Below are 12,804 nucleotides of genomic sequence, written 5' to 3' on the forward strand. Positions count from 1 at the left end.
ACGCCCGCCCTAGACACCGCGCGGCCCCCGCACCGAGCGCCGGATCCGCGCGAGCAGGGCCTGGCTCCGGCGCCGATGGCGGCGCAGCTCGGCCGCGAGGCTGCGCGCGTCCGGCAGGCCCACGGCCTTGGCGATCTGCCAGGACGCGGTCTCGGACGGTTCCGCGGCGGGATCCGCCATCACGAGCCGCTGCCATTGATAGACCGCGTCGAGGAAGCCGTAGGTCTCGGCGAGGGGCTCGGCGGTCGCCGCCGGCAGAAGGCCGCGCGCCGCGGCGCCGCGGAACAGATCCTCCGCGCCGAGGCCGAGGCAGCCCGGCCAGTCGCCCGCGTGGCTCAGAACGATGGACTGGGCCAGGAAATCGAGGTCGAACAGGGCGCCCGGCGCGAGCTTCAGGTCGAAGGGACCGGCATGGCCGCGCTCGCGGGCGACCAGGGCCCGCATCGCGCCCGCCTCGGCACAGACCTTGGCGGGATCGCGCGGTTTCCCCAGGATCCGGGCGATCTCCGCCGTGACCGCCGCGCCCAGATCCGCGTCGCCCGCTACGACCCGGGCGCGGGCGAGCGCCATGTGCTCCCAGGGCTCGGCCTCGTCCCGATGGTAGGCGGCGAAGCCGGAGAGCTGGACGGCCGGGGGGCTATGGCTGCCGTAGGGCCGCAGCCGCAGGTCGACCGCGTAGAGGCGGCCGCGCCGGGTGGCGGTGGTGAGCGCCGCGAACAGGCGCTGCGCCAGACGGTTGTAGGCCACCACGGCGTCGAGGGGCCGCCGGCCGTCGCTTGTGCGGTTCTCCGGATCGAAATCGTAGAGGAACACGAGGTCGAGGTCGGATTCGGCACTGAGCTGCCGCGATCCGAGCCGGCCGAGGGCGAGGACGCAGCACCGCCCCCGCGGCACCGCGCCGTGATCGAGACCGAAGCGGCGTTCCTCCGCCTCCAGGCTCAGCGCCACCGTGGTCTCGGCGATCGCCGTGTAGGCCTCCCCGGCCTGGCGCGGGGTGAGGATGCCGGAGAGGAGGCGCGCGCCCGTGACGAAGACCATCTGGCGCGTGGCGTCCCGGCAGCGGTCGAGGAATTCCTCGTGGCTCGCCGGCTGTCCGACCAGGGCCCGATACTGGGTCCGGACCGTCTCGGGATCGGTGGCCGGCACCACGAAATCCGCGTCGAGCACGGTATCGAGGACGTGCGGGCTCAAGCCCACCGTGTCGGCAAGGCGCGGCGCCGTGCCGAGGATGTCGGCGAACAGCAGCCGCAGCCGCTCGTGCGAGCGCAGGATCGCGAGCAGCTCGGCGACCGCCGGCATCCGCGCGAAGGCCCGGTCGAGGGCGAGCAGCGCCGCGTCCGGGTCGGCGGTGCCGCCGAGCGCCCGCAGCAGGGCCGGGAGCATCTCGGCGAGGATCTCCCGCGCGCGGCCGGTTCGCAGCGCCGGGCGGCGCCCGAGATGCCAGCCCTGCACGGTCTCCCAGGCGCGCTGCGGGTCGCGGAAGCCGAAGGCGCCGAGCCGGGCCAGGGTGGCGGGCTCCGGCTCGGTCTCGCCGAAGACCAGCGTGTCGTCCGCGTCCGCCTCCGCCTCGAACAGCAGGGCGTAATGGGCCTGCACCCGGCCGGCATGGTGGAGCAGCGCGGCCTCGAAGGCCGGCAGATCGGGGAAGCCCGAGAACAGGGCGAGGGCGGTCAGCGCCTCGGCCCCGGTGGGCAGGCGCTGGGTCTGCTCGTCCCGGACCATCTGGATCCGGTGCTCCAGGGTGCGCAGGAAGTCGTAGGCGGCACTCAGCTCGTCCCGGGCCTTGCCGTCGATCCAGCCTTCCGCGACGAGACGGCTGAGCATCGCGACGGTGCCGCGACCGCGCAGGGCCGGCTTGCGGCCGCCGAAGACGAGCTGCTGCGTCTGGACGAAGAACTCGATCTCCCGGATGCCGCCGCGGCCGATCTTGATGTCGTGGCCGGCGACCGCGATGGTCTCGTGGCCGCGGACCATGTGGATCTGCCGCTTCAGGGCGTGGATCTCGGCGATGGCCGGGAAGTCGAAATGCCGCCGCCAGATGAACGGCGCGAGCTCGGCCAGGAAGGCCTCGCCGGCCGGGATGTCGCCGGCGATCGGCCGGGCCTTGATGAAGGCGGCGCGCTCCCAGTTCTGGCCGAGCGTCTGGTAGTAGTCGAAGGCGAAGACGGTGGAGAGCGCCACCGCAGTGGAGCCCGGATCCGGCCGCAGCCGGTAGTCGATTCGGTGGACGTAGCCGTCAACGGTCCGGTCTGCGAGGAGCTTCACCGGCCCTGCGCGAGCTTGACGAAGAACGCCTTGGGGTCACCGCCGGCCGCGGCCGCGGCGGGCTCGGCCTCGTAGAAGACCACGAGATCGATGTCGCTCGAGTAGTTCAGCTCGCCGCCGCCCAGCTTGCCGAGGCCCAGGACGATCAGCCCCGACCCGTCCTGCGGCGCCGCCGGGTCCGGCGGCCGGAAGCGCCCGGCCGCCATGCCCTGCCGGAGCAGCGCCTCGGTCGCGGCGCTCACCGACGCGTCGGCGAAGTCGGACAGGGCCTGGGTCACCGCCGCGAGGTCCCAGGCGCCGCCGAGATCGGCCAGGGCAACCAGAAGGGCGTGCGCCTCCCGGTTCTCGCGGATCCGGCGGCTCACCGCGGCGAGGTCCGGATTGGTGCCGCAGTCGCCCCCGACCGCGCGCTGCTGCGCGATGATCCGCCGGCTGGCCGCGTCCGGCGGCTGCTCCAACAGGGCGACGAGGCGGTCCGGGGCGCGCGTGATCGCACGCCAGAGAAACGGCGAATGATCGGCGATCCCGAGCAGCAGGTCGCGGCAGGGCGGTGTCAGGAAGCCGGCCGGAAAGGCCGGCGCGATCTCGGCGAGCCGGGCGTGCGTGGCCTCCGAATCGGCGACGCGGAGGCGGGGGCTCAGGCTCTCGCGCAGGGTGGGGGCGGGCGGCAAGCTGGCGGGCGGCATGGGGGCTCAGCGGCGATCGAGGCCGCGGCGGAGCGGACGCGGCGGGGCCGTGATCGCTCTGTTCCGGATGCCGGTCTCACGTCTCATGGCGCATCCTCCCTGGCCCGACGGATCGGGCATCGTACCCGATCTGCCCCGAGCCTGTCCGGTGCGGCCGTCACGGCCGCGGCGCGGCCCCTGAATCCGGGGCCGGCCCGTCCCATCGTCCCACCCGGTAACGCTTTTCAAAGGCGGCCGTGGCGTCTATCCGTGCGGACCGGTCGTCGCCCCCGGTTCGACCTGCAGGCCGTGCGGGCTCCCTTCGGGCGACGCGATCGCCGCATCGGGCGGCCGAGTACCGGATATCCCGTTCGGGGTTCCGGCCCGCAGACGTCCGAATTCCAGATCCGCCCGCCCGGAGCGCGCCATGTCCTCCCCGAACTCGCCCACCCTGACCCTCGACGGCCTCGACCTCGCGGCTCTGCTCTGCTCCCGCGTCTGCCACGACGTGATCAGCCCCGTCGGCGCGATCGTGAACGGGCTGGAGGTCCTGGAGGACGACCAGGACGAATCGATGCGCACCTTCGCGCTGGAGCTGATCGGCAAGAGCGCCCGGCAGGCCTCGGCGCGGCTGAAATTCGCCCGGATCGCCTTCGGGGCGGCCGGGTCCGCCGGCGCCTCGATCGATCTCGCCGATGCCGAGAGCGTCGCCAAGGGCATGTTCTCCGACGACAAGACCAAGCTGACCTGGAGCGCGCCGCAGGCCCTGTTCCCGAAGAACAAGGTCAAGCTGCTCCTGAACCTCGTGATGATCGCGACCTCGGCGATCCCGCGCGGCGGCGTGATCGACGTGGCCGTCTCCGGCGACGGCGAGGCGCCGACCTTCGTGTTCAAGGCCAAGGGCTCGCATGCCCGCATTCCCCCGCACGTCGAGGAACTCATGGCGGGCAGCCCCGAGAGCGGGACGGTCGACGCCCACGGCATCCTGCCGTTCTATGCCGGCCTCGTGGCGCGGGCCGCCGGCATGGCTGTTCGCTTCGCCATCCAGGATGACGAAGTGACGATCACCGCCGAACCCACAGTGATTGACGCGCCCGATGCTGCTGAGGGCGAGGCTTCCGACACGGCGCTCGCGTGAAGACCTGAAAAACATCGGCGCGGGGCCGGGATGGAAACGCTTCCCTAACCCCGCCCGAGTAAGTAGGTTGCGCGAGACCTTCTCCGCGTAACGAGTAGCGACTATGGACGACCTGCTTCGCGAGTTTCTGACCGAGAGCGGGGAGCATCTCGACACGGTCGATGCAGAACTGGTTCGGTTCGAGCAGGACCCGAATAACGAGACTATTCTTCGGAATATCTTCCGGTTGGTGCATACCATCAAGGGAACCTGCGGATTCCTCGGTCTTCCGCGGCTCGAAGCCTTGGCGCATGCCGCGGAAACCTTGATGGGCCGGTTCCGCGACGGGCTGCCCGCCACCTCGGACTCGGTCACGCTGATTCTGCTGACCCTCGACCGGCTGAAGGCGATTCTCGCCGACCTCGAGGCCACCGGCACGGAGCCGTCGGGCTCGGACGACGACCTCATCTCCGCCCTGGAGCGCATGGCCGAGGGGGTGGCCGAGGCGCCGGTGCAGGCGGCCCCGCCCGAGCCGGTGCTGCCCGATCCGGTGGTCCGCGAGCTGAAGCCCGGCGAAGTCTCCCTGGATGACCTGGAGGCCGCCTTCCTGGCGGCGCCGGGACCGGACGAATCGGATTTCGCTCTCCCGCCGCCTGCCCCCGCGCCGGTCGCGAGCGCGGCGCCGAAGGCGGTGGCGCAGAGCGGGCCCGCCCAGGCCGACGCTGCCAAGCCGGACGCAGTCGAGGCCGACAAGGCCGAGGACAAGGCCGAGCCGGTCCGGGCCGAGAAGGCCGAAGGCGCCGAGGGCGAGACGGCCGCCGCCGCCAAGAACCAGACGATTCGGGTGAACGTCGACACGCTCGAGCACCTGATGACCATGGTCTCGGAGCTGGTGCTGACCCGCAACCAGCTCCTCGAGATCGCCCGCCGGCACGAGGATTCGAGCTACAAGGTCCCGCTGCAGCGCCTGTCGCACGTCACCGCCGAGTTGCAGGAAGGCGTGATGAAGACGCGCATGCAGCCGATCGGCAACGCGTGGCAGAAGCTGCCGCGCGTGGTCCGCGACCTCTCGGCGGAACTCGGCAAGCAGATCGACCTCGTGATGGTCGGCAACGAGACCGAGCTCGACCGGCAGGTCCTTGAGGTCATCAAGGACCCGCTGACCCACATGGTCCGCAACTCGGCCGATCACGGGCTCGAATCGACCGCCGAGCGCATCGCGGCGGGCAAGCCCGCCCGCGGCACGATCCGGCTCGCCGCCTACCACGAGGGTGGCACGATCACGATCGAGATCGCCGACGACGGCAAGGGCCTGAACCTCGCGGCGATCCGCAAGAAGGCGGTGGAGCGCGGGCTCGCCGCCCAGGCCGATGTCGACCGGATGACCGACGCCCAGGTCGCCAAGTTCATCTTCCACGCCGGCTTCTCGACGGCGGCGGCGGTGACCTCGGTCTCGGGCCGCGGCGTCGGCATGGACGTGGTCAAGACCAACATCGAGACCATCGGCGGCCTGATCGACATCGCCACCACGGCGGGCCGCGGCACCACCTTCACCATCAAGATCCCGCTGACGCTCGCCATCGTCGCCGCCCTCATCGTGCGGGCCGGCGAGCACCGCTTCGCCCTGCCGCAGGTGGCCGTGCTGGAGCTGGTCCGGGTCGATGCCGGGGCGCAGCGGGTCGAGCACATCAACGGCGCGCCGGTTCTGCGCCTGCGCGAGCGGCTCCTGCCGATCGTCTCGCTCACCGGCCTGCTCGGGCAATCGGCCCCGGGCACCGAGGCCGAGCAGGCCGGCTTCGTGGTGGTCGCCCAGGTCGGGCGCGAGCGCTTCGGCATCCTGGTCGGCGAGGTCTTCCACACGGAGGAAATCGTCGTGAAGCCGATGTCGGTGAAGCTGCGGCACATCCCGATGTTCGCCGGCAACACGATCCTGGGCGACGGCGCCGTGGTGCTGATCGTCGATCCGAACGGCGTGGCCCGCCAGGTGGCGCAGGGCGTCCAGGGCAGCGGCGGCCACATCGATGCCGACGCCGACGAGGCGGTCGAGATGGCCGACACCAAGACCACGCTCCTGGTGTTCAAGGGCGGCCAGGGCAGCTTCAAGGCGGTGCCGCTGTCGCTGGTCACCCGCCTCGAGGAGATCGAGTGCGCCAAGGTCGAGTGGCTCGGCGGCCGCGCGCTGATCCAGTACCGCGGGCGCCTGATGCCCCTGGTCCCGGCCGACGCGGCGATCACCATCAAGTCGGAGGGGACGCAGGCCCTGGTGGTGTTCTCCGACGGCGAGCGCGCCATGGGCCTCGTGGTCGGCGAGATCGTCGACATCGTCGAGGAGCGCCTCGACATCGAGATCGCGGCCGACCGCTCGGACCTGATCGGCTCGGCGGTGCTGCGGGGCCGGGCGACCGACATCATCAACATCGCCCACTTCCTGCCGCTGGCCTACGACGACTGGGCGCGCGGCCTGAAGCGGCCCGAGCAGATCTCGGCGATCCTGCTGGTCGGCGACTCGGCCTTCTTCCGCGACATGCTGAGCCCGGTGCTCAAGGCCGCGGGCTACCAGGTGGTCACGGCGGCGAGCGCGGATGCGGCGCTGGCCGCCCTCGAAGCCGATCCGAAGATCGAGGTGGTGGTCACCGACCTGGAGATGCCGGGCCGCAGCGGCTTCGACCTCGTCGCGGCGATGCGCCGGGCCGAGCCCCGGCTGGCCGCCCTCCCGGTGATCGGCCTCACCGGCGCCATCGGTGCGGACGCGGTGGAGCGGGCCCGGACCCTGGCGATCAACGACCTCGTGGCGAAGTTCGACCGCAGCGGACTGATCGCGGCGCTCGCCGAGATCGGCGCCGGGACGGTGGCGAAGGCCGCCTGATCCCCGCGCCGCCAGCCCCTAGACGATCGACACGATCGAGACGACCGAATCCGGAGAGTTCCGATGCAGGCTGCCAACGCCAACGCCACCAGCACCGAGACCGGTGCCACCGATGACTTCGTCACGGTCTATGTCGGCGAGACCCTGTTCGGGCTGGCGATCGAGCGCGTCCACGACGTGTTCGTTCCCTCGGGGGTGACGCCGGTGCCCCTGGCCCCGGCCGAGATCGTCGGCCTCCTCAACCTGCGCGGCCGCGTGGTCACGGCCATGAGCCTGCGCCGGCGCCTCGGGCTGCCCGAGGCGGAGGCCGACGGCGCCAAGGCCAGCCCGAAGATGGCGATCGGCCTGGAGCAGGCCGGCGAGACCTTTGCGCTCGTGGTCGACGGCGTCGGCGAGGTGCTCAAGCTCGGTGCCGACAGCCGCGAGGCCGTACCGATCAACCTCGATCCGCGCTTCCGCGACCTCGCCACCTGCGTGCACCGCCTCGATGGGCGCCTCTTGGTGATCCTCGACGTGGACGCGCTCCTGGGCTTCACGGCCGCCGGTGCCAAGGCGGCTTGAGGAGACGATCATGAAGGCGCCGCACGAGATCACCTGCCTGGTGGTGGACGATTCCGCGGTGATCCGGAAGGTCGCCCGGCGGATCATCGAGGATCTCGGCATCAACGTCAGCGAGGCCGAGGACGGGAGTGCCGCCCTCGAAGCCTGCGCGGCGAGCATGCCGGACGTGATCCTGCTCGATTGGAACATGCCGAACATGGACGGCTACGCGTTCCTCCAGGCCCTGCGCCAGAGCGAGGGCGGCGCAGCGCCGAAGGTCCTGTTCTGCACGACCGAGAACGACGTCGGGGCGATCGCCCGCGCCCTCCGGGCGGGGGCGGACGAGTACATCATGAAGCCCTTCGACCGCGACATCCTGACGGCCAAGCTCGAGCAGGTCGGCCTCGTCGCCGACGCGGCCTGACCCTACGCCCAACCTGCGTTTCCGCATCCGCGACTGAGTACCCGAGGCAAGCATCATGGCCCTGAGTCCCGCGGTCGCTCCGCTTCGCACCCCATCCACGCCCAGCACGACAGCGTCGGCCTCGGCGATCCGCGTGCTGGTGGCCGACGATTCCGCCGTGGTGCGCGGCCTCGTCGCCCGTTGGATCGGCGAGGCCGGATTCGAGCTCGTCGCCACGGCCTCGAACGGCCGGATCGCCCTGGAGCTCATGGCCAAGCACGATCCGGACGTGGTCCTGCTCGACATCGAGATGCCAGAGCTCGACGGCACCACGGCGCTGCCGCGCATGCTCGCCATGAGCCCGAGCGTGCAGGTCGTCATGATGTCGACCCTGACGACGCGCAACGCCGATATCTCGCTGAAATGCCTCGCCCTCGGCGCGGTCGACTACATCGCCAAGCCCGAGAGCAGCCGGGGCGTGACCACCTCGGACACGTTCCGGGCCGAGCTGATCGAGCGCGTCCGCGTCTTCGGCTCCGCCCGGGCCCGGACCCGGCGCCCGTCCCCCGCGGGAATCCCGGCGGCGCCCGCCGCGGCGCCCGCCTCTGCGCCGGCGGCCCACCACCCGGCGCCGGCCGCGGCGCGGCCCGCGACGCCCTTCACCCTGCGGCCGAAGGTGCGCAACCGGACCCAGCCCCGCGCCCTGCTGATCGGCTCCTCCACGGGCGGTCCGCGGGCGGTGGGCGAGATGCTGGAGGGGATCGGGGCGGCCGCGCTCCGCCGCCTGCCGGTGCTGATCGTGCAGCACATGCCGCCGATCTTCACGGCGGTGTTCGCCGAGCACCTGTCGACCCGCACCGGCCTCCCGGCCGCCGAGGGCAAGGCCGACGAGCGGGTCGAGCCGGGCCGGATCTACGTGGCCCCGGGCGGCCGCCACATGGGCCTCGCGGCGGGGCCGAGCGGGCCGATCATCAAGCTCACGGACGGGCCGCCGGTGAATTTCTGCCGCCCCGCGGTCGACGTGCTGTTCAAGGACGCCGCGGTCGTGTTCGGCGCGGCCACCGCGACCGTCATCCTGACCGGCATGGGATCCGACGGCACCAACGGCGCCCGGGCGCTCACCGAGGCCGGCGGCCCGGTGCTCGCCCAGGACGAGGCCACCAGCACCGTCTGGGGGATGCCGGGCAGCGTCGCGCGGGCGGGCCTCGCCGAGGCCGTGCTGCCGCTGCCCGAACTCGCCACGGCGCTGCGCGCCCTGATCACGGGGCAGCCGGCATGACCGAGCTCGAATTCGAATACCTGCGCAGCTTTCTCAAGCAGCGCTCCGGCCTCGCGCTGACGCCCGAGAAGCGCTACCTCGTGGAGAGCCGGCTGACCCCGGTCTGCCGCCGCTTCGGCCTCGCCAGCCTCGGCGACCTGATCGGAGCCCTCAAGCTCGGCCAGAACGGCGCGATCGAGCGGGCCGTGGTCGAGGCGATGACCACGAACGAGACCTTCTTCTTCCGCGACCGGATGCCGTTCGACCTGTTCCGCGACACGCTCCTGCCGGAGGCCCTGGCGCGCAATGCCAGCCGGCGCAAGCTGCGGATCTGGTGTGCGGCATCCTCCACCGGGCAGGAGCCCTACTCGCTCGCCATGCTCCTGCAGGAGGCGGCGCCCCGGCTCGCCGGCTGGCAGGTCGAGATCGTGGCGACCGACCTATCCACCGAGGTAATCGAGAAGGCGAAGCTCGGGCTGTACAGCCATTTCGAGGTCCAGCGCGGCCTGCCGGTGCAGTGGCTGATCAAGTACTTTACCCAGGTCGGGGAGCAATGGCAGATCGCCCAGAGCCTGCGCAGCATGGTCGATTACCGCCAGCTCAATCTGCTGCACAGCTTCGCGTCCCTCGGCCAGTTCGACGTGATCTACTGCCGCAACGTGCTGATCTACTTCGACGCCCCGACGAAATCGGACGTGCTGGCGCGGCTCGCCGCCCAGCTGGCGCCCGACGGCGCGCTCCTGCTCGGCGCGGCGGAGACGGTGATCGGCCTGACCGACCGGCTGGCCCCGCATCCGAAGCATCGCGGTCTCTACAGTCACGCCGCCCCCGCGGCGCGCCCGGCCGAGATGATGCCGCCGCTGCGCGTGGCCGCGGGTGTCTGACCCGGCGCGCGGTTGACGCCTCCGGCTGACGCGGGCCGCGCCGGCATCGCGCGGAGCGCAGTGGCGCAGGGTTGCGCGACGTCGCGAGGCGTGGCGCTGCCTGGATTGCTGCGCTCGCAAAGGCGGGCGCGTCGAGACTGCCAAGTCTCGGCGTCGTGACGCGTCGGCAAGTCCCGCGGAGGAGGTCCCCGGGTCATCGGGCCGGGCCTGAGATCCGGTCGACCGGACGGCGTGCAGGACGAGATCCGCATCGACGCATCGGATCCTGAGCCCGAGTGAAACGCGGCCTTAAGAAGCGCGTGGGTAATTTGCACACGGACCCGCCGCCGGGCGATTCCGGCAGATCCGTGCCACGAGCGCCTTCATGAGTACCGTCTCATCGACCACGACATCGCAGCTCTCCGCACCGCGATGGTCCTCCCAGAACAACCCCAAAACGCAGATGTCCGACACGATCAGCAGCGAGCTGTCGGCCGGGACACTGAGCGGCACTGACGCCACCGCATTGACGAACGCTCTGTCGTCGATTGATTCGAGTCTGTCGGCGGACCGGACCGCCTCGAGCAGCAGCACGACCCAGGCGAAGCTCGATCCGTCCTCCATGAAGGATCGGATCGACAGCCTGATCTCCGATCAGGTCAGCAGCGGCACGCTGACCAGCGACCAAGCCACCGAGCTGAAGAACCTGTTCTCCAGCCACGGCCAGAGCACGCAGACCTCCGACGCCACGTCGGATGACGGCGGCCTTTCGGGCGTCGGCGGCCCGCCTCCGGGGCCGCCGCCCGGGCCGCCGCCGGGCGGCTCCGCATCCGACTCCACGAACGGAACGTCGTCGGATTCCGGGAGCGGATCCGGCACAACGTCGACGAACGACCTGCTCTCCACCTTCATCCAGCAGCTTCAGAGCAGCCAGTCGGGCAGCGTGGGCTACGGGGCGAGCGGCACCAACGCCAGCACCAATATCTCGGCCCTGCTGTTCGACTTCCAGAGCTGAGACCAGCACGCGTCCCGCTGAAGGAGCCCGCGGGACGCGGGGCGCACGTGGCCGGGGCCCCGAGCGTCCCGATCCGTCGTCCGGCGCATCGCCCGAATGCGCCGGGCGGGGTCGACCCTCGCTGCGCGACGGGGCATCACGGCGCCATCGGATTCGCGCGGCCGAGGATGGCCGGGAGGCACGGCAATGGCGGCAGGATTGGCAGCAGGGCATGGGGCCGGATTGCCCAAGGTCGCGTTCATCGGAACCGGCGGGACGATCTCGTCGCTGGGGCGCGATGCCCTCGACATCCTCGACTACACCGCCACCGACCGGCGCCTCGACGCCGGTGCGATCCTGGACGCCGTCCCCGAGCTGGCGACGGTGGCGTCCGTGGTCCCGGTCCCGTTCCGCGCGGTCCCGAGCCCGGCGATCGGCTTTGCCGAGTGGCGCGACCTCGTCCGGCTGTGCGCGCGCCTCGCAGACGAGCACCCGGACCTCGCCGGGATCGTGATCGGGCACGGCACCGCCACCCTGGAAGAGACCGCCTACGCCCTCAGCCTGACCCTGACGGTCGATCTGCCGGTGGTGCTGGTGGGCTCGCAGCGGCCCATGAGCGCGCTCTCCACCGATGCCAAGCTCAACCTCGTGGCCGCCGTGCGCACGGCGGCGGCACCGGAATCCCGCGGGCGCGGCGTCCTCGTGGTGCTCAACGACGAGATCCAGGCGGCCCGCGAGGTCACCAAGACCTCGGTGGCGCGCCTTCAGACCTTCCGGACCCCGGATTTCGGTGTGCTCGGCCACGTGGACGGTGACACGGTCCGCTATTATCGCCGCTCCGAGCGCGCGACCGCGCCGGGCACGCCGTTCGACATTCGTGATCGTCCGGCGCTGCCGCGGGTCGACATCGCCTACGGCTACGCCGATGCCGACGGCACCGCGGTGCGGGCGTTCCTGGCGGCGGGCGCCCGCGGCCTCGTCTCGGCCGGGCTCGCCCCGGGCATGACCCCGCCCGCCGAGGCCGAGGCCCTGGAGGCGGCGGCCGCCGACGGGATCGTGGTGGTGATGTCGACCCGGGCCGGGAGCGGCGTGGTGCCCCTCACCACCCGCTTGCGCAGCCGCGGCATCCTCAGCGCCGACAACCTCACGCCGCAGAAGGCCCGGATCCTGCTCGCGCTGGCGCTGACCGTCACCCACGAGCCGGACGCGGTGGCGCGCCTGTTCGCGACCTACTGAGGCGCGGCCCGCGATCGCGGCCAGCCGTGCACGGGCGCGGCACCGAGCCTGACCGGGCGCGCATCGGCTCATCCCTCGGCGGCGTCGGTGCCGGCAGAGGCCGGAGCCCGATGCGAACACGCACAACGCGGTTTCCTGGGCCTCCCATGGGGACCCGTCAGCCGGGTTCACGCCGCCGGCAGGTCCCGCGTCATGTCGATGGCGAACGTCTCGACCTGCTCGATGAGCTGGTTGATGGTCGCCAAGCCGTCGCTGATCTGCACGCCGAGTTCGACGTTGAGCCTGTCGATCCGGGCATCGCCGGTCGGCCCGCGGCGATCCAGGCCTGTCCTCTGTTCCGTGAGCTCAGCCCGTTTCCGATGCAGCTCCGCCAGCAATGCGTCGATCTGTGCACCCACCAGACCGGCGACAGGGTCCTGGGGCTGCTGCGGGACGATGATCTGGGACATGGCAGTCTTGCTCTTCCTCCGGGATGAGCGGCTTAGCCCCCTTGGCCTTCCTGAAGCTGGCCTGCGCGGATCGACGGCACGCAGCTGGTCGCCCAGCCGCGTGCCGCCTCGCGTTGGGTCGGACCGGAGGCTGGCCGCGCCGTGTTTG

The 12,804-nt window shown here is 71.6% G+C and carries 10 protein-coding genes and 1 pseudogene; 8 read left to right on the forward strand and 3 right to left on the reverse strand.

The annotated features are described in order from the left end of the window. Positions 1 to 9: 9 nt before the first annotated feature. Positions 10 to 2,951 (reverse strand): annotated as a pseudogene (locus tag M6G65_RS26440) (bifunctional [glutamine synthetase] adenylyltransferase/[glutamine synthetase]-adenylyl-L-tyrosine phosphorylase). A gap of 406 nt (positions 2,952 to 3,357) precedes the next feature. Between M6G65_RS26440 and chpT the strand changes: the two are divergent. The 6 genes from chpT to M6G65_RS26470 all read left to right on the forward strand — a co-directional run bounded on the left by chpT (position 3,358) and on the right by M6G65_RS26470 (position 9,998). Next, complete coding sequence (gene chpT / locus M6G65_RS26445; RefSeq protein WP_238198729.1) at positions 3,358 to 4,068, forward strand: histidine phosphotransferase ChpT; 711 nt, start codon at positions 3,358 to 3,360, stop codon at positions 4,066 to 4,068. A gap of 103 nt (positions 4,069 to 4,171) precedes the next feature. Continuing rightward, complete coding sequence (locus M6G65_RS26450; protein ID WP_250103084.1) at positions 4,172 to 6,913, forward strand: hybrid sensor histidine kinase/response regulator; 2,742 nt, start codon at positions 4,172 to 4,174, stop codon at positions 6,911 to 6,913. Between the two features lie 63 nt (positions 6,914 to 6,976). Then, positions 6,977 to 7,474: a chemotaxis protein CheW gene (locus tag M6G65_RS26455; protein ID WP_192709601.1), complete on the forward strand. Its 498-nt coding sequence runs from the start codon at positions 6,977 to 6,979 to the stop codon at positions 7,472 to 7,474. A gap of 10 nt (positions 7,475 to 7,484) precedes the next feature. Further along, entirely contained in the window at positions 7,485 to 7,877 is a 393-nt protein-coding gene (locus M6G65_RS26460; protein ID WP_192709600.1) for a response regulator, read from the forward strand. 55 nt (positions 7,878 to 7,932) lie between these two features. Continuing rightward, entirely contained in the window at positions 7,933 to 9,135 is a 1,203-nt protein-coding gene (cheB, locus tag M6G65_RS26465; RefSeq protein WP_192709599.1) for a chemotaxis-specific protein-glutamate methyltransferase CheB, read from the forward strand. Then, complete coding sequence (locus M6G65_RS26470) at positions 9,132 to 9,998, forward strand: CheR family methyltransferase (protein WP_238198727.1); 867 nt, start codon at positions 9,132 to 9,134, stop codon at positions 9,996 to 9,998. The genes cheB and M6G65_RS26470 overlap by 4 nt, the downstream gene beginning before the upstream one ends. A 288-nt stretch (positions 9,999 to 10,286) precedes the next feature. Here the strand turns inward: M6G65_RS26470 and M6G65_RS26475 are convergent, their stop codons facing one another. Next, entirely contained in the window at positions 10,287 to 10,601 is a 315-nt protein-coding gene (locus tag M6G65_RS26475; RefSeq protein ID WP_238198725.1) for a hypothetical protein, read from the reverse strand. On the opposite strand from M6G65_RS26475, the gene M6G65_RS26480 reads away from it, so the two are divergent. Beyond that, complete coding sequence (locus M6G65_RS26480) at positions 10,600 to 10,992, forward strand: hypothetical protein (RefSeq protein WP_238198724.1); 393 nt, start codon at positions 10,600 to 10,602, stop codon at positions 10,990 to 10,992. The genes M6G65_RS26475 and M6G65_RS26480 overlap by 2 nt on opposite strands. A 186-nt stretch (positions 10,993 to 11,178) precedes the next feature. Then, positions 11,179 to 12,207 (forward strand): asparaginase, encoded by a 1,029-nt coding sequence (locus M6G65_RS26485; RefSeq protein WP_238198722.1) that lies wholly within the window; start codon positions 11,179 to 11,181, stop codon positions 12,205 to 12,207. A 167-nt stretch (positions 12,208 to 12,374) separates the two neighbouring features. Here M6G65_RS26485 and M6G65_RS26490 read toward each other — a convergent pair whose 3' ends face one another. After that, positions 12,375 to 12,656, reverse strand: a complete 282-nt coding sequence (locus tag M6G65_RS26490) for a hypothetical protein (RefSeq protein ID WP_192709595.1) — start codon at positions 12,654 to 12,656, stop codon at positions 12,375 to 12,377. Between the last annotated feature and the right edge of the window lie 148 nt (positions 12,657 to 12,804).

Source organism: Methylobacterium tardum (assembly GCF_023546765.1).
GTDB classification, from domain to species: Bacteria; Pseudomonadota; Alphaproteobacteria; order Rhizobiales; family Beijerinckiaceae; genus Methylobacterium; species Methylobacterium tardum.